This is a genomic window from Pseudomonas sp. FR229a, from assembly GCF_030209115.1.
GTDB classification, from domain to species: domain Bacteria; phylum Pseudomonadota; class Gammaproteobacteria; order Pseudomonadales; family Pseudomonadaceae; genus Aquipseudomonas; species Aquipseudomonas moraviensis_A.
Genome location: NZ_JARVSP010000032.1, coordinates 163,510 through 185,231, shown reverse-complemented (window position 1 = coordinate 185,231; position 21,722 = coordinate 163,510). Strand labels below are relative to the sequence as shown.

18 protein-coding genes are annotated in these 21,722 nt (G+C 56.5%); 7 read left to right on the top strand and 11 right to left on the bottom strand.

What is annotated here, in order from left to right; translation table 11 throughout:
- The first annotated feature begins 14 nt into the window (after positions 1-14).
- Entirely contained in the window at positions 15-884 is an 870-nt protein-coding gene (locus QRN33_RS24305; protein ID WP_285410603.1) for a TauD/TfdA dioxygenase family protein, read from the top strand.
- 43 nt (positions 885-927) lie between these two features.
- Here QRN33_RS24305 and QRN33_RS24300 read toward each other — a convergent pair whose 3' ends face one another.
- From QRN33_RS24300 to QRN33_RS24265, 8 genes are all read right to left on the bottom strand, one after another.
- Entirely contained in the window at positions 928-1,617 is a 690-nt protein-coding gene (locus QRN33_RS24300) for a hypothetical protein (protein ID WP_285410602.1), read from the bottom strand.
- Complete coding sequence (locus tag QRN33_RS24295) at positions 1,586-2,626, bottom strand: GSCFA domain-containing protein (protein ID WP_285410601.1); 1,041 nt, start codon at positions 2,624-2,626, stop codon at positions 1,586-1,588. Before QRN33_RS24295 ends, QRN33_RS24300 begins: the two co-directional genes overlap by 32 nt.
- A 36-nt stretch (positions 2,627-2,662) precedes the next feature.
- A complete protein-coding gene (locus QRN33_RS24290; protein ID WP_285410600.1) occupies positions 2,663-3,178 on the bottom strand; it encodes a GNAT family N-acetyltransferase in 516 nt (171 codons plus the stop codon).
- A gap of 954 nt (positions 3,179-4,132) precedes the next feature.
- A complete protein-coding gene (locus QRN33_RS24285; RefSeq protein ID WP_285410673.1) occupies positions 4,133-6,304 on the bottom strand; it encodes a DEAD/DEAH box helicase in 2,172 nt (723 codons plus the stop codon).
- Positions 6,305-6,347: 43 nt separating this feature from the next.
- A complete protein-coding gene (locus QRN33_RS24280; protein ID WP_017135672.1) occupies positions 6,348-7,643 on the bottom strand; it encodes an ATP-binding protein in 1,296 nt (431 codons plus the stop codon).
- A complete protein-coding gene (locus tag QRN33_RS24275) occupies positions 7,640-10,060 on the bottom strand; it encodes a tellurite resistance TerB family protein (RefSeq protein WP_285410596.1) in 2,421 nt (806 codons plus the stop codon). The genes QRN33_RS24280 and QRN33_RS24275 overlap by 4 nt, the downstream gene beginning before the upstream one ends.
- A 1,345-nt stretch (positions 10,061-11,405) precedes the next feature.
- Positions 11,406-12,023, bottom strand: a complete 618-nt coding sequence (locus tag QRN33_RS24270; protein ID WP_285410595.1) for a PM0109 family protein — start codon at positions 12,021-12,023, stop codon at positions 11,406-11,408.
- A gap of 5 nt (positions 12,024-12,028) precedes the next feature.
- On the bottom strand, positions 12,029-12,844 hold the full coding sequence (locus QRN33_RS24265; protein ID WP_285410593.1) for a hypothetical protein: 816 nt from the start codon (positions 12,842-12,844) through the stop codon (positions 12,029-12,031).
- Positions 12,845-13,043: 199 nt separating this feature from the next.
- Between QRN33_RS24265 and QRN33_RS24260 the strand changes: the two genes are divergently transcribed.
- On the top strand, positions 13,044-13,517 hold the full coding sequence (locus QRN33_RS24260) for a hypothetical protein (protein WP_192131643.1): 474 nt from the start codon (positions 13,044-13,046) through the stop codon (positions 13,515-13,517).
- 382 nt (positions 13,518-13,899) lie between these two features.
- Here QRN33_RS24260 and QRN33_RS24255 read toward each other — a convergent pair whose 3' ends face one another.
- Entirely contained in the window at positions 13,900-14,214 is a 315-nt protein-coding gene (locus QRN33_RS24255) for a DUF7693 family protein (protein ID WP_192131645.1), read from the bottom strand.
- 366 nt (positions 14,215-14,580) lie between these two features.
- Here QRN33_RS24255 and QRN33_RS24250 point away from each other — a divergent pair, with 366 nt between their 5' ends.
- The gene (locus tag QRN33_RS24250) at positions 14,581-14,808 is read left to right on the top strand and encodes a hypothetical protein (RefSeq protein WP_285410592.1); all 228 of its coding nucleotides are present in this window, start codon (positions 14,581-14,583) and stop codon (positions 14,806-14,808) included.
- Positions 14,809-15,281: 473 nt separating this feature from the next.
- Here the strand turns inward: QRN33_RS24250 and QRN33_RS24245 are convergent, their stop codons facing one another.
- Entirely contained in the window at positions 15,282-16,034 is a 753-nt protein-coding gene (locus QRN33_RS24245; RefSeq protein ID WP_285410591.1) for a hypothetical protein, read from the bottom strand.
- Positions 16,035-16,199: 165 nt separating this feature from the next.
- Positions 16,200-16,367, bottom strand: a complete 168-nt coding sequence (locus QRN33_RS24240) for a hypothetical protein (protein WP_192131651.1) — start codon at positions 16,365-16,367, stop codon at positions 16,200-16,202.
- A 618-nt stretch (positions 16,368-16,985) separates the two neighbouring features.
- On the opposite strand from QRN33_RS24240, the gene QRN33_RS24235 reads away from it, so the two are divergent.
- The 4 genes from QRN33_RS24235 (at position 16,986) to QRN33_RS24220 (ending at position 21,637) form a co-directional block, all read left to right on the top strand.
- Positions 16,986-17,816: a hypothetical protein gene (locus QRN33_RS24235; RefSeq protein ID WP_192131654.1), complete on the top strand. Its 831-nt coding sequence runs from the start codon at positions 16,986-16,988 to the stop codon at positions 17,814-17,816.
- Positions 17,813-17,968, top strand: coding sequence for a hypothetical protein (locus tag QRN33_RS24230; protein WP_192131656.1), 156 nt, complete (start codon positions 17,813-17,815; stop codon positions 17,966-17,968). The genes QRN33_RS24235 and QRN33_RS24230 overlap by 4 nt, the downstream gene beginning before the upstream one ends.
- A 156-nt stretch (positions 17,969-18,124) precedes the next feature.
- On the top strand, positions 18,125-20,845 hold the full coding sequence (locus QRN33_RS24225; protein WP_285410587.1) for an NB-ARC domain-containing protein: 2,721 nt from the start codon (positions 18,125-18,127) through the stop codon (positions 20,843-20,845).
- A gap of 573 nt (positions 20,846-21,418) precedes the next feature.
- Positions 21,419-21,637 carry an MbcA/ParS/Xre antitoxin family protein gene (locus QRN33_RS24220; protein WP_060405780.1) on the top strand — a complete coding sequence of 73 codons (219 nt, stop codon included), beginning with the start codon at positions 21,419-21,421 and terminating at the stop codon, positions 21,635-21,637.
- Positions 21,638-21,722: the final 85 nt, after the last annotated feature.

The window sequence follows — 21,722 nt, the reverse complement described above, 5'->3', positions numbered from 1 at the left end:
AAAGGTGAGGGAACATGGATCAGTTGGCACTCAAGGCAATCGAGCGCATCGCCGCCGAACGGCGCGCGCCGTATCAGCACATCACGGTCGAGCGGATCACGCCGATCATCGGCGCCGAGATCGGCGGCGTCGATCTTTCACAGCCGCTGAGCGACGAGCAGCTCACGGAAATCCGCCGGGCCTTTCTGGAGAACCACGTGGTGGTGTTCCGCGATCAGCACCTGACGGTGGACGAACACAAGGCGTTTGGCCGGCTGTTCGGTGAGCTGCGGGCTCTGCCGGTGGAAGACATCGACGGCGATGACCCGGAGCTGGTGGTGATCCGCGCCAATGCGCAATCGCGCTACGTGGCCGGCGAAACCTGGCACACCGACGGCACCGCCGATCTGGCGCCGTCCATGGGCTCGGTGCTGTACGTCAAGGAAACCCCGGCCATCGGCACCGGCGGCGACACGCTGTTCGCCAACATGCACCTGGCGCTGGAAATGCTGTCGCCGACGATGCAGCAGTTTCTCGGCGAATTGACCGCGATCCATGACGGTGCGATTCCGTGGAAGGGCTATGAGGCGCCGGCCAATTTGCCGAAAACCGAACACCCGGTGGTGGTTCGCCACCCGGAAACGGGGCGCAAGTCGCTGTTCGTCAATTCCGGGTTCACCTCGCACATCGTCCAGTTGTCTGACGGTGAAAGTCAGGTACTGTTGAACATGCTGTTTGACCTGGTCGCCCGCGAACCGGTGGTCAGCTGTCGCGTGCGCTGGGCGCCGAACAGCCTGGTGTTCTGGGACAACCGCTGCACACAGCACCATGCGGTCTGGGATTATTTTCCGCACTCGCGGTATGGCGAGCGGGTGACGATTCTGGGGACGCAGCCCAAGGCTTGAGTCTAAAAAACCGGTGGGAGAGGGCGCCGCTCCCACCGCTCATTCACAGACCTTGTTTGAGCAGTTGCTCGACGATCAACTCGCCGAACGCCAGATTCCCGTGCAACGGGTCATCCACCTCGCAGTACGCCGGAAGCTGAAAACCCAGCTCATCATTCGCCGCCGCGCGCACGTCGATCAGCTCGATGCCGAGTCCTTGCAGGCGCTCGATCAGCAGCGCCTGCGCGGCCATGAACACGCGTGGGTCGGACAGCTCCGGCACCCGCTGCGGCGGCAGCACGGCGAACACCTTGAGGTTCAACGCCCGGGCTTGTTCATAGAACGCCAGCGCAGGCCGGGACAAGGTGTCGATGATGGACTCGAACAGCGGCCCGGTGAGAAAACCTTCGTCGAATTCGCCGTCCGGCGTCTGGTAGCAGATCCAGTTCGGCGCGGTGGCGAGATAGTGCAGGCTCAGGCCGATGGTACTCACCAGCGGCACCCCGACCTTCGCCAGTTGCGGTACTTCGAATGGCTCAAGGGCCTGGCGATACAGGCGCTCCATCTCGACGTCCCGAAACGCCACGTCATGACGGGTCAGGCTGAAAAAATCCACCGCGAAATCCCGGCCGGTGCCCAGCGGGCCGCCACCGAAAGGCAACTCGCGGGCCTGCGCCGCCTTGCCGATGACCCCGGCATGGGAATCGCCCAGCAGCAGAAAACTAGGCGTAGTAATCGAGCACGGCGTCTTCACAGACAAGCTCCTCACTGGACACGCAGGTGGAGGCAACGCTGGTCGGCGCCTGCAGCGCTTGAACCGCATCGAGCCCGGCGAAAAACTGCCGCATTACAAATGCCACGCCTTCAGGCGTGACCTCGCGCTGGTTGGGTTGGTAGAACGCGCCCTTGAAAGGTGTGCCGGTGATGATTTCGTAGGAGGGGAAATAGTCGACGTCATGCAGGTCTTCGCACAGCTGCCCGGCGACGGCGCGCAGGACTGATTTGGAATAGGTGGTGGCGCTCAACACATGCTCGCCCGTGGCGGTTGCCGTCAGGGGCACCGGTGACACGGTGAGCAGCAGAAGCAGTTGCGGGTTGATCGAACGCATCAACTCAAGCGCCCTGACCATGTCCCCATAGGTGTCCATGAAGCCGAAGTTGCAGAAGCAGTGCAGCTGCGGATCGAAGGTGCCGCGCACGGTGCCGGGGCACACGGGATATACCAGGCCGGTCTGGCGGTTCTGCCAGGCTTCGGTCAGGCCCAGGGTGAACACGAACACTTTGGCGCGGCGCAGGGCGGTGCGGATGGCATCGAGGGTGGCTCCGCGCGAGGCGAACAGTGCGTCCTCGCTGGCAAAACCGTCGGGTTCCACGGCGGGGCGGAACGGGTCGAAGAAACGCCCGTCATGGGCCCAGGTTTCGTCGGGTGGCAGGCTCACGCCGAGCGCCCATTCCAGCCATTGGCACAGCATCGCCGGAGTGTACAGATTGCCGGTGCGAAACGAGAAAACCCCATAGTTATGGGCCTTCCAGTCGGTTTCGGGCAGCCCAGGCGGGGCCGGTTCGGCATCCAGCCAGTTCATGCCGCGTTCGCCCAGCGCCCGGCCGATGTGCTGGGCGAAACACGAGCCGGCGGTGACGATGGCGTCCTTGTTGCCGATCTCGAATTGTGGCGTCCACAGTTGATCGATGTTCAGCGCGGGCTTGTCAGCCACGGCGGTGCGCCAGAAAGCGCGGGGTGGCAGGCACTGATAAGGGTTCACGAGGAGGGCCTCCTTGGCGGTCGCTGATAAAACCGGTCAGCTGATTTGATAGCGGTAGATCAGGTCGTCAAACCACCGATCTCCAATCTGATAGGCCTGGGGCACGCGGCGCTCGAATACAAAACCGCATTTCTCCAAAACCTTGCATGACGCGATATTACCGTCGGTCACGGTCGACTCCAACGAATCCAGGCCGATGTCCGCGGCATAGTCGATGATCGCCTGCCGCGACTCGGTGCCAAAGCCTTTGCCCTGATGCTCGGGCAACAGCAGGCAACCCACCTCGGCATGCCCCGGCGACAGGATGCGGAATCCGGTCACACCCAGTTCCTGCCCGCTGGCCCTGTCGATCACCACCAGACACAACCAGTGATCCGACTGCGGCCCCCAGGCCGGAAGCCGATGCTCGAAGCCTTTGCGCACCTGGTCCTCGGCGATTTCACCGAACACATACCGCATGGTTTGCGGCTCGGAATGCAGCCTGAGGAACAGCGGCCAGTCGGATTCGACCATCGTGCGCAGGTCCAGGCGTTGCGTGGTGAGCTCAAGCATCCGCAGCTCCTTGCAAGGGCGGAAAGGGAAGACAGTTTTTACTGGGTGTGGCGCGAAAGATCAATGATGCAGCGGATTTCGTGAGCGTATTCTCAGCGACATCACCGCGCTGCCCTTGACACCGTTAATAAAGCAGCTCTCAAAGGTATTGGCAGCACATGTGATAATTCGTAAATCCTGAATTGCCGTCGGAGCATCGCTGGTTTTTCCATTTTCGCCGCGGTTGCGTTCTCCACAGCCGTGATCCTGAAAGGTGCAACGCCATCAGTTCAGGCGTTCATGTATCAGGCCAGCCTACTTCTTACGTAATGCGGAGCGGATGTGACGCGCATCGGACATCTGAACGCGAATCGACCGTGTAAGGCCGTCAGATTTGAACATGGAACCCGTTAGGGCTTCAGTTATGCCTGCTAGTCGTTTATGAACTCCTCAAACTTGCGATGAAGCGTATGGCCTGGGTATCTCGAGATTTTTTCACTGCCCACCAGGTAGGATGCGATGGTTTTTGGCTCCCTTTACTCGATCCCAGATAAAACTTAATCCCGACGTACCGCTCCGCATGCGTGTTCCGGATCGTCGGCCTGGCTAGTTCATCTCCGCGGAATCCTCTCCAAAAGCCAATGGTGAGCAAGGCAATGTCGCGGTTCGCTTTGAGTGCCATCCGCACAAAAAATTTTAAAGTGTCAAGTTGTATTTGCAAGCAAAGCGAAGGTGGCAACCTTTGTCACATCGAGCCTAATTGTCCTGCTGCGAAGCTAATTGCTAGAAATTGATCCATATTGGCCGCGCAGCAATTGGAAGCGGAAGCTAGAGAGGCTAGTAATGTCCTGTCCGAGGTCGCCGCAGGGTGGTCGAGGGAAGCTGAGTTGATGCAGAAGCTTGCCAATGTAGAAGTCCACCTCGAAAAAATGGGCGACGGATTGTAGGAGAGTAGTGCTATCGCTATTCCTCTCTTTACGACTCCAGAGTAAGGAGTCGAGCTGTGGTGACCGCGGCTTGGAGATCAAGATGACTCGAGGCAAACGACTTCATGAGGAGCGAGCGGGGAAGGGCCCAATCCCACTTCTCTCGGATCATGTTTTCGACATTTTCCAAGATCGGCTCTACATCTGAGATGTCCATCTGGCCGACGACGCCCAACGCTCGCAACGTGTCATCCCCGCCAAATGCAACTTCCAAGAATAGCCCGGTGTTTTCACACTGAATGCCCACATGCCTGAGCAATAAGGCCAGCGCATCGTTGGTGTAGTCCCCTCGCCAGGTTGCCACATGACTTACGCTGGCAGAGCCAATAATCGCCGCGTCAGCCAAGCCGAGGGCACGGAAGTTACTCCGAGCCTCATCGAGGAGCGCTTGAGCGTGTTTGTCCAAGAAAGGACAAGATGCGGTTTCCATCAACACGTTTCGCATTTCAAGCCTGACACGATCATCGACCTGGGCACCAAGCCCATCAAACTGAGGGGGCTCGCCGCCCCGCGCCGGTGTGACCACGATCACCTTTGCTTCGAGGTCGACATCCTGAACCTGCCAACGCCTTCCGCCGAAGATGATGCGCTGTCCCTTGGTCAGGGGTTTGCTGACGGGCAGCGAGCCAAGTGGCTTCCCATCCCGGAGCAAACGAAACTCTTCATCGCTTGTGAAGGCGGTGTAGAACTCATAGTGGTTGATCAACCGCTCCCCGAGTTCGCCTGGTAGCAGAAGTCCTGAGCTGTCCTGGACGATCAATTCCTTCTCACCCATACCCTTGAGCAAACCCAGGAAATCAGGCTTGGTGACGCTCGCAAAACTGCCGCTTGCGATGAGATTTCCCCATAATTGCGCCGCAGAAGCACCGCCGAGCTGAGCAATTGAGGATAGGCACTGTTGCACCAGTGTCGAAGCGTGTAGGCCTCCCGATCGAGGCGGCTCAAACCATCCACTGATCAGCAATCGGATCATGGCGACTGTTTGGACAAGGCCCTCACGTAACTGATCGGAGAGATCCGACTTATCTGTTAAAGGGCGCTCCCGGCAGTACGTCCTGAGCATCGCAGGCTCACCGGCGCGGCGACCCGAGCGGCCAAGCCTTTGCCTGAGACTAGCCACAGAGGGTGGACAGCCGATCTGTGCGACCGTCCTGATGCTACCGATGTCTATACCCAGTTCCAGGGTGGTAGTGCATACGGCAGAAGCTGGAGGATCTCCCGCTTTCAACGCCCGCTCGGCATCCTGGCGTAGCTCCTTGGACAAGCTACCGTGATGCGGCCAGAACTCGTTCGGAACACCATCGTTCTCGCACAGTGAGCGCAGACGGTCGGCAAACCATTCAACCTCTTGGCGCCTGTTGGGGAAGATCAGGTTGTTATGCCCCCTCAGCACCTTGTACAGGTGACCTGCGATAGCCACTTTGGTACCTGAGGTGTCTTCCTTCTCTGCGCCTTCATCTGTTGACGCATTCCCCGGGTGTTCCACCACCGGCTGCTGCATGGGCTGCTCAATGTAGCCACGCACCTGTACCTGGAGCTCTTGGCCAGAGGACTTTGACTCAATAACCGTGATGCCATCCGGGCACGCCGGCCTCAGGAACTTGCGGGCCAGCGACATCTCCCCAAGCGTCGCCGAAAGCCCTACACGGGGCAGCGTTCTACCCACGACGATTTCAACCCGTTGCATTAGCGATTGCAGCTGCTTTCCACGCTCACTTCCGATGAAGGCATGAAGCTCATCGACGACGATGTAGCGAAGGTTCTGAAAAGCCCCTGGTAAGCCTGAGCCTCTGTTTACGAACAGGGCTTCTAGGGACTCCGGAGTGATCAGCAAGATGCCCTCAGGCGATTTCAAAAACCGTTGTTTCTTGCTTGCTGTCACATCGCCATGCCAAGCAACGACGGGCAGTTCGAGCCTCTCACATAACCGGCTAAGCCTGTCCCACTGGTCGTTGATCAGCGCCTTGAGCGGGCTGATATACAGCACCGCGCCGGCTGGATCACTGTTGTTGAGCAGGTTGGTAAGGATCGGCAGGAATGCGGCCTCTGTTTTACCTGCGGCAGTGGACGCTGCAATGATCACATCGCGATCGGCGCCCACCAATGCCGGTACCGCCCACTCCTGCGCATCACGTAGGGACGTCCACCCCTGTGACCAGATCCATTGCTGAACCTCCGGGTGTAAACGCTCGAACGAAGAAGAGTCAGAGCTTGAAGCTGGCGAGCTCATCGTCGGCCTCAACTTCTAGATCTTGCTGCCCGGCCTCATCCTTGGTCAGCTCCACGGCGCCCAATAAGGTTCGCCAATCCGCGGTAGGGTTTTGCTCGATCACCGCGAGCAAGTTGATGAAAGCCGTAATGGTCGTGCGCGGCGTCCGGAAATATGCCTCGCCCAAGCGCTGATTACAGTGCGCCATGAAAGCGGGGATGGCTTCATCCGGCAGCAAAAACTTCTCAGGCTCACCGTAGGCGTAAACATTGCGCAGCTTCTGCAAAAGCACGTAGAAGTCTTCAGGTGTCAGGCTGCTGAGTCGAATGACAGGCCCAGAAAGGTCGACCAGGCCAGACTTAGCAAAGCTGTTTTCAGCGAGGCGGGATTGCAGGGCAGGGTAGCTGTAGAGCCCCCGACGAGTGTCCATCAGAAACTCTGGTGTGCCGCCCAATACAAAACCCAGGCCTTCAGCGGAACCCTGCAACGAATCGTTGAGGATGCGCAGAATCTGTTCGTAATTGGCGTTACGGGCCTGGGTGTTTGCCAGTTTGTACAGGTTGACCAGTTCATCCAGGCATACCATCAAACCGCCGAAACCAGCCAGGCGTACGAATCGTGACAGCAATTTCAGCTGGTCGTAGACAGAAGCATCATCGACGATCGTCCGCACGCCCAGAGCAGCGCGGGCGTCAGTCTTGGTGGAGAATTCCCCGCGTAGCCAACGAATGGCGTCAGCCTTGAGCTGCTCGTTACCTTCCTCGAAGCCGCGGCAGTAGGCGGCAATGACGTCGGCAAAATCATACCCATTGACCATCTCGGTGAGCTCTGCCAGGTACTCACGAATGACCGCCTCACTCTCGACACCTTTGGTCTTGGCTTCCGTTTTAGCCTGGGAGATGAACTTCTCAACGATACCCTGCAGAGCGCCGCCTTCTGGCTTGGTGCGGGTGGCCATGTTTTTGGCCAGCTCCGAGTAAAGTGAGCGCGCTTGGCCACCTGAAGCGTGAAGCCGGCGGTCTGGATTCAAATCGGCGTGCATGGTGACAAGCTTGCGCTCCATGGCGATGCCGCGTACTAGGTTCAGGAAGAAGGTTTTGCCCGCGCCGTACTCGCCAACGACGACGCGAAAAGCCGAGCCGCCATCCGCGAGACGATCCACATCTTTGAGCAGCGAATCGAGTTCACCCGCTCGACCTACCTGGATGAGATGCTGCCCAACACGGGGCACTACGCCCGCACGCAGCGATTGAATGACCGCGTCGCGATCCTTGGCTCGTATCTTACTCATAGGGCTAGCTCATCCAGAATGTCGGGGTTGATTTCGATGGGATCATCACCTTCGGTTACGGGCATGTCGAACAGCTCGAACGCTGTCTCGTTGATCCGCTCCAAGGCGCCATCCAGCATCAGTTCCATATCACTGGCTGCGTCTTCCAGCTCGGCACGACTCCACTCAGCCCGTGACACCAGAAGCCGAAGGAACGCTGAATGCTCGACGTCCAGGCCATGTACGGTAGCAAGCTGTTCGGCGGTACTTTCTTCCTGCCGTTGGGGCTCCTCTGGCTCCAAGGCGCTAGGCGTCTCAGTCAGCGATTCTTCATTGAAGACGCTGGCCAGGAGCGCCGACACCTCTGCCGTTTCTTGTTGCAAGCGAGCGACCTTGTCCATGTCCAGTGCAAAGCCAGAGCCAGTGCTTTCTGATGTCTGTGTCGCAGTGGCCAGCGCGGCATTCGCAGTCAGTGCCTCCACTCCATGGGAGGGACGAACAGCTGCACTGTGGAGGTCGCTGTAGACGAACTGCGGATCGAGGGCGAGCGACTTGTATACGCGCTCAAGGAGCTTAACTTCCTGTGGCGTCACCTCGCCATCCGCTTGTGCCAGGTGGGCCAGGAAGCTGGCAATTTTCCGCTTGGCCTCGATCGTCAGCGGCTCAAGCTTCTTCTTGAGGCTTGCCAGTGTCGGCGGTTGCTTCAGTTGAATCTGGAGGTGCGCCTTCAAGCGTTTTCGATGCGCGACGCAGAGGTGATCCCATGAGTCAATGTGGCCGGACAGCAGACTCACCTCTTCTAGCGAGGTGTCACCGTCTGCCGCAGCCACTGCACTGGCCAGGTCTAAAGTAACTGCTGCAGCGCTGTAAGCATCGGTCGAACGAAGAGTACCTTCATCAGAGTCCGCTGCGAACAGTGCGATGGTGTCTTCAGCCTTGGGCGTACGGCTGCCAGAAAGCACATCGGGCTCTAATCCGATCCGCTTGCTTTCCAAGGCCCGTGCGAGTGCCACGACTTTGTCGCGGGAAAGCGCCCCGGCGGATTTGAAACGGCCTGCCAGCTCAGCGAAACTCATGCAGATAGTTTCGCCGCCGACGCGTTGTGCCAACTGTTCGAGTTCGGCTTTTGCTTCAGCAGGCCAGAGTTCTGTTGGCAACTGCAGGATGGCTTCCAGACTATCTCCAGCGTCTGGGTTGCGCCCCAGATATCGACTGTAAGCGTCTAGAACGGTGGTGCATTCTTCCACTATAACCTGCAGCTTGTTACGCGTTCCTGAGGTTGCGGCGACATCGGGGAGGTCGCCCACGGCTGCTGCCGGGATGCTCAATCCGGAAGAAGCGGGGCGATAGGCAATCTTCAGCTTGGTCTTGTTCTGAGGAAGCACAATGCCGTTGGGATAACGTTTTGCGAATTGGTTTTTGAAGAGCGCTGCGAATTGCTCAGGACAACGGGTCACAGGTGTGCGTCTGGAAATGTTGGGCTCTGCGAGCGCCCAGGCCAATGCCCAGCTCGGATTGAGAGGGTATTTATCCACGGCCATCTGACCCAGCGCGACTCTCAGTGACATGGGCAGCTCGTACCCATCTGCGGCACTGGCAATCGGTTCACTCATATAGCTCTGAGGCTGAACAGAACCCGCGTCGATATGGGCGAGAAAGCGGCTAGCGTAGCCGCGGAAAGAATGGTTGTCGCCGTAGAGACCAAGCAAGCGTTCGACCTCGGCCTTGATGGCAGCAATCTCTACCTTAGCCTGAGGATCGCTCGGTGCATCGATCAGCGCGCGGCGTTCCAGCCCGTAAAAAAACAGGAACACGTATCCCGCATCCGCAGGCTGGCGGCGACCTCCTGCCAACCATTGCAGATACGCTCGCCGCGCCTCAGGCGTGATGCTTCGGTAACTTGGCCAATAGGGCATCTGCCGCTCGGTAAGGCTCATAGGTGAGCGTGCGACTCGAAGCGTTGCATCAATCAGGGACGGTTCAGTCTGACCGAACTGGGTTGCCCGCTCGGTGATGTAGAGCATTCCACCCGGGATAGCCAATCCGGCCACGGTGATGGACTCACCTTCTGCAAGCCAGCGAACGCCCATGGGCTTTGCACTTGGCTTTGGGATGGCGTAGTTCTGACTATCGCTGGACGAACCGACTTGGACAGTATGGAAGTCTCGCTCGCGGGTACTGGTGCCGAACTGGACGGTGAGACTGGGGGAGGTTGCCTGTCGAGATTCAGCGGCGATCTCCGCAACAATGTCATCTTCAGGCGCGTAACGCTTTGCCTGGGTGGCGCGTCTGACGGCCCATACCAACGCACTTACGCCCAAGATAACTCCAAGGGCGATCCACGCTTGCTTTGGAACTTGCGCCAAAAGGGCAACAACGAATAACAAGGCGTACAGAGCGATCGGCCCGCCGCCGCTCCCTTTGCGCTTCCGTGGCATATTAGTGTTCCGCACAGTTGATAATGGCCAGATGACATTCTTACGGATTTTACGAGGCGGGCCAAGCGGAACAGACGAAGGGAGCGCTGGGGCAAGATTACTGAAATGGATCCCCGACAGAGCTATCTGCTTTCAAGGCTATGTCAGGGCTGTGTTGCGGGAGGTGAAAGGATCGAGGCGCTGCTCTTCATACGCCTAACTTTCAGTGAGACCATAAGATACCCATCAGCGACCCTGGACTGTGGGTCTTGAGTCTCGTTAAGTGGGAACAGCATCCATTCATCAAGAAACTTGGCGAGGTTACGAACGTCGTTGTCGGCCATTCTTTCAATCACGTCCGCGAGCGCTTTGCGATGCGGTGCGGTGCGTCATGAATGGCGTGTGCTGTCCACGGCCGAACAGAAGCCAGTCGGCGTTGACGTTCAGCTCGATGTCGAAGTTCTACATAGAAAGCTTCAGCAGTCCACAGCCTCTCCGGGTTTAAGGCCGGTGAAGCCCCCAAGAGCGAATCGAGTGTGGTAACTGACAGCCGGCAGCGCGCCAACGATTGCTCTCGGCCATGCTAAAGACGAACTCATGTGCCGTGATATGAACTTTGACGACTGAGAGCTAAGGTAGGTGTCCGGCCAAGGAGGTTAGAGGTGAAGGTGGGGGAAAAGCGACGCTGATAAGCTTAAGTCCAGACGATGCTGCATACCTCATTTAACAAGTGGGCGATGTCAGATGTTCATAACCAGATCAGCAGCCCAATAATACTGGCTCAGTGACCCTTAAATGAACGCAACTGTTCATCGCTTGGTGTTCATAGACCTAGCTTTCCCGTCATTATTCTCGTCACCCCCGAGCTTTATCCGTCCATCCAGTGATGGTGGAGGTATGCTCGACGGCGGCACGGGATGCGCTTGCTTGGTGTTTCGTGATCGAATATGTCATATAGCCGCTATTGGATTTTTTTGCAGAGCCACCGCTGCATCGATTGGGCTAATAGCGGTCATTCGCCTGCTCACTTGAAACGAACCGAAGCAAGGTGCAGCGCCTCAAAACGGCGGGCTTCCGGCAGATCGTATCCATGGGGTACGGAAGTGAAGTGTCTACGAAACTAAGAGCGATTCAACACACCCGTTTGCCTATCCCTTGTCTCAAAGGGGGGAACGGTGTCCTGTCTTTCAATGGGGCTCGTTCAATGGATAACCCGTTGTTGAGGCTGTGGGGATTTTTCGGTGCGTTCATTCAACTAGCTTCCTGCTGGTGTTTTTGCGTAACCCCAGCCGTTCCGACCTTCGTACGTTTCGGCTTCAACGGAGAAAATCGGGAGGGTAGGGTTCAATTAGCCCAAGCTCAGAAATCAAATTTGCTGATCAAGCTTATCCGACGCGCGCTTTCTCAGCCCGTTCAAGGCGGTGCGGATGGCGTTCTCATCGGTGCATACAGATAAGTCCAAAGCCTCTGCGTAGGCGCGATAGCCAGGATTGCCATCACATTCGAGTACCTCTCCCATTGCTGGATAGTACGTCAGGTCCCAGACCTGGCTACGCCAGTTGTATGGCCCTTTGTGGGGTTCCAGGCATTGGAAGATATAGATGCGCAACTCGCTTCGGCTGTTCTCGACGATTGATGCTTCTTCGGCGTTTTCACCATTGCCGGTGTCGTTCCGGACCCAAACGTCGAACAACAGATCACCCTTTTCATGGCAGTGCTCAGGATCTTCCTGCCCGCCGTTACGAAGCCATAGCACGGAGATGTCGTTAAACGGTAGAAAGCGTTGCCCTGCGCTGTTGCTGACCTCTAGCCCGTCCAGGCTCCGGGGCACACGATTTCGCGTTATCTGAGAGTAGTAATCGGCGCCCAGATCTTCACGTATAAAGCCCAATAGCTCAAGAATCCGCTGTTGATAATCCGCCAGCAGGCGATAGGCCTTGCGAACATCCAGAAGCGCGTTGTCGATTGAGGTTGCAGTGGTCAAGTTAGTCAGCTCCAACGTGCAATGGGGAATTGGGTAATTTGAATAGAAGGTGCAGAAAGGTTGGATAGGAAGCTGGATGTCGCTCCGCGGCTCGGGACTCGCTTGGCGCTAACGGTTGCGGGCGCGAAGATAGGGGCGCGCGTGGAGTTGATCGATACCGAGGCCAGTTGACCCAACCAGCGCCGGGGAAGAATGCGCAGCCCATGCCATTCGTAAGCGGCGGCAATATCATCCAGCAGACGCTGAAGGCCTGGCGATGAGTCCGTTGATGCATTTGAAATCGCTGCCTCTAGAGCCTGGAACAACTGATACCAACTGCAGCACGCCAACTCGTAATCTGAGCCTGCCCCGCACAGTTCTCTCTCGATTTGGGATTCCAGCTCAAAAGTGCTTTTCTGCGTGTAGCTGTGAAGGCCACCAATGGTAAGGAGTATCGGGTCTTCACCCAGGTGTTCGCCTGCCCAACCAGCCCGCAACTGATTTGCCAGTTGTACAGCGTATTGCTGTTGCAGATCGTCGTGGCGCTTGGCCTCAATCAGCAGCGTACGCTCCGAGCCGTACAGCACCACATCCGGTTCGACACGTCGGTCATCCAGCCACCATGATGGCCAGAACTCGAAATTCTCCAAGGTGCCAATTGGTCTGTCTGGCCCTAATAATTGGACAAAGAAGCTATCACGAACAGATTCGGGAAGATAAATCAGGCGTTCGAATATGGTGGCGGTAAGGATGTCTTCCGCCCCAGTGGCATCTCCCAGGTTTGAATGCTTACCTTCAACGCCGCTACCTCGGCGCTTGCCGTTCAATATTGCAGCGAGCATGGTGCCAGTGTCATGCCGTGGAGTGCAGGTCAGACCGCGCAGTTTTTGGGAAAGGCATGGGACGTCACTCCTGCGGACGCCATGCATGTTCTGGAGTCGAATTCTCGTCGGCTTCTTGGCCTGATTCGGGGACAGGGCCGACCCGAGCCTTAAAGCCCGTACAGGTTAGCCAGGTGGGCGGTGAATTGAGGATGGATGCATGGAGCAACTGAACCGAGCCAAACGTTACCTCAAAAGGATCGAGAGGCTGTATGCAGGGGTATTTTCATCGATGGCACATGATGAGGAAGAATACTTCGATGATGTCCTATCGTTTTTCATCCACTGTTATCACGTCAGGGACTGGGCACTCCACCAAGCAGGGGCAGTCTTGCGAGCTCGGGAGATCGACGCGTTCATCGACCTGAACGAGCCCCTCAGAATTTGTACAGATCTCGCAAACGGTTCCAAGCACTGCAAGCTCATGCGCACACCGCGCTCCGGCCACCAGCCAACCATCTCACAACCACAGAAACTTTACTCCACGTGGTTTATAGGCGATGGCGGTGGAGAGGTACTCCAATGCAGCTACCGCGTCGAGAGCAATGGCAAGTCATTCGACGTTCGAGAGCTTGCCTGCGAATGCATCACCTTATGGGAAATGTTCCTGAATTGCCCAAGACTGACGGATTAATCCAAACCGCTCGTTGGCCGAGAAGGTGTGAGTCGGGGATGTAGGCGAGGACGAACAAAGCTCTAGAAACTGTCCACAACGCGCCGCTCTCGTTGATCAATCACGACCACTCCGAGCTCGATGGTTTCCATCTCTTCTGGGATAACAACCAGCCCTCGCGAGGGCTCGCCCGGCGTCAGGTCATCGCAGGTCGCTTCAAGGTCAAATAGAGATAACGGTACTGGCTGAGACTGAGCTGAATATTCTGAGGCTGGTGGTTGGACATGGCACGGTGCTCGGGCGGTCGGTTGTCTTCAGGCTATCGAGTTACTGGCCCCTGTGGCAATTCCAGCGCTCATGGGCAGGCGGGCTCAGAGCCTCAGCAGGGTTGATCGTCGCAGACTTACAGTGACGACAGCAGCCTCTGGAGCTGACCGTGCTCCCAGGTGCTGAGCAACTCCAGAGGATCGGTACCGAAACGCTGAGAGGAGTCGAAGGTGTATTCGCGACCATCCGGGCTGTAGCAGCTATTGCAGTAGTCCAGCTTGTTACTGTCGTTGGAGAAGGTCAGAACCCAGCCATTGGCCTCGACCGTCATGAGCCCGGTCTGCGTTTGAGTCCAGCCCAGATTACCCAAACGCTGCATCACTTGCTGTCCCAGCGCAATATCACGCAGAACCTGATACACCTCTCTCGGTGTGAGTGGCTGTGAATGCACGCGCGTTCTCCCTGAATAGGGCGTTAATTGTCCCTCATTCCTTACATCCAAGCCACTCATACGTTTCTACATAGAGGCCACGTTCTATGAGGAAGATAACTGGGCCTTTGGATTCAATGTCAGCCAACTCGACTGGTGATGAGGTCTTCCAGGCAGATCACCAACGAGCTGGTGCTCGGCCGGAGCAAAGCGATTGAAATAAGGAGGCGAGCTGTTCCCCCGCATCTTGGTATCCGTACGCACGCGGCGCAGCAAAACTGCTCCGACTGTAACGGAAAAGCGCAGTCGTCAGCGTTTTAACGAGCATTTAACCGACTGCATGTCGGCGCGCAGGTCTGACCGCCGCACTGAACCGGCGCCCGATCCATGACACGCCTTCAGACGGCCAGTGCCGGGCAGGGGGCTTTAGAGACAGAGGGTAGGGCGGCTGCCCTGCAAGGCACCGACATCAACCGGTTTCAGGACACCATTGAGAAAGTGCACGAAGTTGAGTTGAAATCAAAAAAGCTTAAGGGCATTGATACATCACCGTTCATCAGTGAGGTACAACAATGCGTGGAAGTTACAGCAGCAGCTCGTCTGCCGGGATCTTGATCTTTTTGGCCGTGGTTTTGTGTTTCTGTGCCGTGGTCACCTTGGCTGCCCAGGTACATCCAGACATCGCCACGACCGGCGCTGTCGTGGGGAGGGTGGGTCTGGCCTGGTTCTTAGGATACTGCCTCGGCCAAGGGCTACTGGGCGTCGGCCTCAGCTACAGCTGGCCAGTGTGCCTGGGGCTCTCCTGGATCGCACTCATGCCTGCGTTCAGCGTTTGGCTTGACGAGGATACCTACGCCTGGCTCGAGCCTTTTTGGTCTCAATGTGCAAGTGTAGTAGCAGTAGCGCTTCTCGCGTTTCGCATCAGATCATTCGTAGCGTAAGTCGGATCGGGGCGTGACCATGAAGACCTCAGACTGAGGTCGAGGCGCGCCCTGCGATCGATGGCATCATTCATTCTTCTGGTGCACTCGACAGGTTCGAGAAGTACTAAATGAACCTTCTGACAAACCAATGCTCTTTTATCCTTCTCAGCAACCCCTAGCGCCGGATTTACTTGATTCACCCCCATATTCTGCATGATATCGCTGCACCGCCGCCTCCATTTCTCCAACGTACCTTTTAAAATCGGCGACGGCATACTCCAAAAAACGTTCGTCCATCAGGACGTCGTCAATAAAGTTGACCGACACCCCCTCAGTTCTTCGAATAGCTGACAATACCCTTTTTTCCGAAGGGCTCTTTTTACCAATGCGCGTGCTTATCTCCCTGTAGCCCTTAGCAGTGCCGTCGCTGTGAGCCATTACGTTCCTGATAACAGTCAGATGATCCAGGTCTGTGATGTCTTTGCCACCAATGACTTTTTTGAGCATAGAGTGGGCCTTTTCTAGTGGCCCCATACCCTTGAGCTCCCCCTCAAACCCAGTGAGTTCAAGCATAAACTCTAGGCATTGACTCATACGGTGTTCGAACAACCCAAACATCGTAAGAAATGCTGAGCGTCGCGTGAGTTGGGTGATCACAAACTTGTGCGTCGATAGCACTTCTTCATGGTCATAACCGATAGAAGAGCCGCATGAGTAGAACGTCCGTTGCCGCATGTAGCTTTCACCGTACTGATCGTACGTTTCTTCTTCGTGCTCATGCTCCTTTATCGAATCGTCGGCTTCCTTGAGTGCAAGCGCTACATTTTTTTCTGCCTGCTCTGCGAGCATTCGCATGACAGAGATGGACTCGCTGAGGGCCCACATTTGAACACTGAAATTAAAGTCGAGCTTGGCCAAATTGCCTCCCTGCAGGCTCATTTTGAAGACACACGATTTCTCGGCAGATCTGATATCTGCTCAGCGTACATAATCCCTCCACGTCTCGATATCCCAGCTGGCGCCCACATAGACATCTGCGCATCAAGTGCACGCCATGGATCTCGGAGGGCAGGGCTCTTAGCTTCAGCTGTCAGGGGACTGATCTGACCCCCGCATGGCTTCCAACAGCGCTTCAAGCGCATCGAACAAGCGTTGATCTTCACGGGCATCCCCGGTTTCCGGCCTGTACGTTTGGCAATGCCGCATCAAAGCATCAAAATCGTTGCGGTTGAGGTCAAACTCAATAAACATCTAAACCCTCCAGGTGCTCGCTTCAGCGATCGCCGGTATAAGTATTTACCGCGACTTCCTTTCAGGCGAAATCTCGCGGGTGACGGTTAGGGAAGGGCAGTAGTTGGATACATGCTTGGAAATGGCTGTGTGGGCGCGGGCTACTGAGCACTATGGTGCTGATCTGGAACACATACTGGACTCAGCCCTTTCGAGCTACAAAAGAGCCCCGGGGCTTGAGTCGCCATCGCGCCTTTATACGCAAGACCTCGGTATCGAGGGACTGGAGGCGCTGCACAGAGCGTTGATTCGAGGCCGGGCTAGCCGCTTTCACGTGCTCAACCCTGGCATTGAAATTCGCCAATCCCTGCGATTACATCTGGTTCATAGCTTGCGTCGCCGTCTTCTCGATGATGGCCAGGCTTCAGAAGAAATGCGCGATCAGCACTTTGCTATCGACTTAGGCCTGTAGCTTGATGCGCACCAGTTAGTTGATCCGATACCCACCATTGCCGATCTATGCGCGGAAATTCGTGCGCACCGTATCAGCTGTCATGCCGATGCGGTGACTGCAGCAGCACGCCCCGACGATCGACTGCACACGACATCGACCGTAAGCAGTGAAACCAGGAGATAAGCTTGGATATCCCAGTTCCGTTCAACCTCGTCGTCAAGGCTGCAGAGTGGATTTGGCAGCGAGTTACCAAAGCCTTGCTGTACAAAACCTATGCTGCGTCACATGAAAAATGGGCTATTCGCCACCGGCTAGGGGCGCGATGGGATCCCTTGGGCAAGCACTTGGAGTATTCGGTGCGCCTTGCACTGCCTACAGATCCAGAGCCACGGATCTCGCGTTTGGCGCTGCGCGCAACTGGAGAAAGCCTTGCGAAAGTTGACTTGTATTTCGAAGCAATTGGGGCAGGCATTCGATATCAGGAGAAAGTATCGGTATGCGATGTGGACACTCGCCCAATCGTCTGGAACCTCACGAATGTCCCCGTCCAGGCATTCGTGGGCGGTGAGGAGTATGGCATTGCATTTTCGGTAGAGGAGATCCAGCTGCGGCAGTGTGTCATCCAGCGATCAACTGGTGCTGAATTACCTGCCCAGGACTCCGTAACGTCTTGCATGACCCAGAGCTGGCTCCTGAGCGATGAGTGGAGACTTCGCTGGGGAAATCGCTGGAATTGCAATGCGATCAAATTTGCCAAGAGCGAGATCGCGCTTTATTGGCGATTCAGGTTTGGCCTACCTGCGTACCGCGTTTACACACCCTGCGCTTCCTCAGAACGGAAATTGAGTATTCGCCCTGTATTGCAGGCGCTGGGACGGCTCATGGCCCTGCCAACCTTTGTGAGGGCCCAATTCTGGCTAGCTATTTGGTCTGGGCTCTGGGTAATGGACGAGGATGACAGAATTTGCTTCCGGTGGCGTGACAGTAGGATAGAGAGCGAGGCGCAGGACGGTTGAGTCTGCCTTTTGAAGCCGCTGTTCGCACACAGCAAGGCAATCAGGTTCTTCGGGAAATTGGTCGCGCCTCGCCAGACTATCGTCTGCTGATGCTGATCATGATGGAAAAACTCACTGCGACTCGAAAACAGCTAGAGGTGGCGCTAGGGTGATCACGCCTAGTGTTCTTTTGATGGGCCGGATAGCATCTCATCATTGGAGGCTGGAACGCTCTAGGCTGACCTCGCCAACCGTGATGACTCGCGCTGAAGTGTTGTGTCAGTGCTCTGCACGCCCGCTCTGGGTGATTTTTGAGGAAGATGGGTAAGATGGATCCCTACAAGCGCGCTCATTATGTCAGCAGGCTAGCCAGTGAAATTGGCGCGATAGGCCAATCCTTCGAGGCTTTCGGGGGGCTAGTGCTGACATTGGCATTGAATGTGCCGGTCAACACTCAAGGAATCAATCCCAGAGGCTTCCCCGTTGCAGGCGTGGTTGATGGAGTATCACCAGATGGCTTACAAGCTGCTGAGTACTCCGCGCTCGAAAAGTACTTCTCGCCGCCCATGGTCAAAGCTCAGTCGGACGTGCGCCATGCATTGAGCAAAGCACCACATGCTAGAGAAATCTACTTGCTCGCTGGCGCCAACAAAGCACCTCAAATCTCGCAGTCTTTTGAAATCAGTGTGCTGGGCTGGCCTGAGATGGCCGGCCGCTCCCTCAAGGTACTTGGTGCGGGCGAGATCGCCGCTGTGATCATCGATCACGCCCTGGACAATGAGGAGGCCGTACTCAAGCTAAGTCATTACCTTCCGTCTCTAGCGAGGCTCTCCGAAGAAGAGGCCGCGCAGGCTCTGGTGCCTCAGCCAGACCCACTGCGCATCCTCAGGCCAGAGGTTGACGGCTTGCTAGATGGCCTCTTTGTTGCGTGCAAGTGTGTGGTTTTAGCTGGCTTGGGAGGCAGTGGTAAATCCGATGCCGCCGCCGCTTATGCTCACCGTAACAGGCACCAATACCAGACCGTGCTTTGGCTTTCGGGAGGCGATATCAGAAAGGTTGAGGATCTCCATGCTGTGTCAATCACACGAATGGGAGAAGCGCGCAACGTGGCTGGCCTACTCAAAAGCCGTCCATGCTTGGTGATCATAGATGATGCAAACGATGCGCTTGATCCAAAATCCCTTTCACCATTGTGCGGCCCCGATTCCCGCGTGCTGTTGACACGCAGGGCGGTTACAGCCGATGCACACGAAATACCGCTGATGTCCAAATCCAATGCGCACCAATTGTTTAGCCGCGACGTGACAGGATGTCCCTCACGGACATGGGACAAGATATGGCAGTCAGTAGGAGGACATCCTCTTACCATCAGCCTGCTCAACGCAGCGGTTCGCGAAGGTACGACCTGGGACGAGATCGAGCAGGACTGCCAAATGCCTGGCGCGCTCGAATCCGATGGTCTTGCCTTGGCAGAACGGCTTCTAGGTCGGCTACGGAGTGCCTCTGAACAGGGGCTTGCGATCTTTGAGTGGGCAGGCGCTTCACAAGTGGACGCCAAGCTTGTGATGGCACTTTCATCTCCCGCGCTGGTGAGGACATTACGTAAGTATGGCCTCACTGCTCCGAGCCGACCGGGGCTTCTGAGGCTGCACGATATTGTGTATGCAAGCCTCTCAGGTCAACAGTGGTGGACACAGTCCAATCGAGACCTGATCACCAATAAGTTCGACGACTACATGAGTGCGGCGGCACTTCGCACCGATCTTGCGTTTTGGTCAGCAGCACTCAGCCTCAGCGCCAAGATCGAGCGACTGGTTGAGGGAGGCGACTGCCGACCTGCTTTCATCTACACCATGCTCTCTGTATGGGCACCTTCGAAGGTGCGACCAGAACTATTGGGTGATCCGTTGGTAGATGCAGAACTACTCAGTAACGGCGCCAAGCAACCGTCACCCATAGCCACGATGGCCTTGATCGAAACTGTCGAGAAGCTCTATCTTCACGATAAGAACACTTCGCTGAGCCATGCGCAGCAGATGCTTGATCAGCGGTTCAAGGTCTTTGACAGGCTGGCCATGGCGAAAGGGCTGACCCTCAAGCAACAATCCGAAATCCAGCATCACAAGGCAAAAGCGCTGGTTCGGCTGAACCGCGTTACTGAAGCACTGGCCATTTTCGATGTAGTGAGGGCTGGGCCTCATCCTCTGCCGGAAACTGAAATCCAGATCATGCGCCTTCTCAAAAGAGGTGATGTTGCTGATCAGGAGCGCGCGGCCGATATCGCCAAGAAGATTTTGACTGCTGCAGGAGCCAGTGAACTGGTCTCACATTCAGTATTTTTTGCAGCGGTTGAGTTGGCTACCTGGTTGCGCCGGTCTGACTTGATCATGCCGCTTGAGTCTCTCATCACAACGATGCTCGTTGAAGCTGCAGAGCTGGGCATCTCCCAGGCTCTTCAGACGATGTCTTCTGTATCCAGATTCCTCTCCCGGGAAGCCCCGGAATTCCTAAGCAGGCTGGTGACAGCGATGCCTGCCCACGTGATCGATGATCTGCCCCTACCGCAGGACAGATTTGCCTGGGCCGATATTCTGTTTGAGGTATCACGCATCGCTGCCGCATCTGCGGAATCAAAAAGGACAGAATCGCTGCGCCTGTTCGAGTCACTCCCGCCTCAGAGCTTCCACAGCCAACGCCATGCTGAACTGCTGCTTCTGATGCGAAAGCCTGGCGAAGCCAAAGCTATGCTAACGCTGCGTCACGATCTGGCTACCGGCCCCTTTGCCCAACGACTCATGGCGCTCGCCGAATACCAATTGGAAAATTTCAACGCTGCTCTGGAGTGGATTGATCGAGCATTCAGTAATCTGGCACCTAACCAATCGAAGTACCTCTACGAGTTCCATGAGCATCGCTTCGATATTTTGGTCAGCACGCCTGGTGCGTCTCCGGTGCCCGAAATGGAAGCAGCGATCGCGTCATGTGCCACTGGGAAAGAGCGTGAGCGCTTGAACAAGCGTTTGGCCGATTACCTGAACAGCACCGGTTGATTCCGGACGTCCCCCAGACCGCACCGATGCACCTTGTTGGCCTGTCTGTGCTCTGAAACTTTCAGTTTTAGAGCCAGCCAATGGCTCATCCACTGCCCTCCCGAACAGCCGTAATCAAAAACGGCCTTTCCTCAGCTTCTATGTCATGGTTGCTATCACCGTCTCACGGCTTCCGACCGATGGGTGACAGCCGGAGTCACGCATCGTGAATTGCGCTGAAGCCAACCGCAATGCCATTTTGGGGTCAGGTCTGAGGAAGACATGGTCGCCGTAGGATCAATCCGACGCCGATTGATCAGCCATACAAGGTCGCCGTGACGCCAGACAGACTGCCCGCGCTTCACACTCACGAAGAATATAGGGGCATGATGCGAGATCTCGACACTGCAGGCCATTGGATGCGGGGACAGTTTGCGCTGAAGCGTGCAAGCCCGAGCGCTGCCGCTCTGAAGCAGTCCACCGCCGGTGCTTCCCAAATGGCAGCAGACGCTTGCCAAGCAATCGACGATAATCTCAGCTCGACCCAGCCACATGGCCGGCGTGAGGCATAGCTAAAGCGGAGCGCACTTTCTCATGAGCACTTTGTCCCCTGATCAACACGAGCGTTACCTGGAAGTGCTCGAAGCAGCAGAGAGCCTGTATGGCGGCGATATTGATGCGGCAATGCGCTGGATGTCTCACCCAGTCAAGGCCTTTGATGGCAAAGCTCCTGCCGACATGGTCACAACCAGGCTCGAGACCGACACGGTGATTGAGTTCATCAGGCGTTTAGAGCATGGGATTGTCGCCTGAACGCTTTGGGCACCTTGATTGCGGCGGCATCTTAGAAGAACTCGATATTTCAGGTAGCATGATGGGGCCTCTGCGGGCCCGGCCG

Bases quoted from the DNA above. Each gene is read 5' to 3' on its own strand.
- QRN33_RS24305 (WP_285410603.1), top strand. From the start codon at position 15: ATGGATCAGTTGGCACTCAAGGCAATCGAGCGCATCGCCGCCGAACGG.
- QRN33_RS24290 (WP_285410600.1), bottom strand. From the start codon at position 3,178: ATGCTTGAGCTCACCACGCAACGCCTGGACCTGCGCACGATGGTCGAA.
- QRN33_RS24280 (WP_017135672.1), bottom strand. From the start codon at position 7,643: ATGAGTAAGATACGAGCCAAGGATCGCGACGCGGTCATTCAATCGCTG.
- QRN33_RS24275 (WP_285410596.1), bottom strand. From the start codon at position 10,060: ATGCCACGGAAGCGCAAAGGGAGCGGCGGCGGGCCGATCGCTCTGTAC.
- QRN33_RS24265 (WP_285410593.1), bottom strand. From the start codon at position 12,844: ATGCTCGCTGCAATATTGAACGGCAAGCGCCGAGGTAGCGGCGTTGAA.
- QRN33_RS24260 (WP_192131643.1), top strand. From the start codon at position 13,044: ATGGAGCAACTGAACCGAGCCAAACGTTACCTCAAAAGGATCGAGAGG.
- QRN33_RS24250 (WP_285410592.1), top strand. From the start codon at position 14,581: ATGACACGCCTTCAGACGGCCAGTGCCGGGCAGGGGGCTTTAGAGACA.
- QRN33_RS24240 (WP_192131651.1), bottom strand. From the start codon at position 16,367: ATGTTTATTGAGTTTGACCTCAACCGCAACGATTTTGATGCTTTGATG.
- QRN33_RS24225 (WP_285410587.1), top strand. From the start codon at position 18,125: ATGGATCCCTACAAGCGCGCTCATTATGTCAGCAGGCTAGCCAGTGAA.
- QRN33_RS24220 (WP_060405780.1), top strand. From the start codon at position 21,419: ATGAGCACTTTGTCCCCTGATCAACACGAGCGTTACCTGGAAGTGCTC.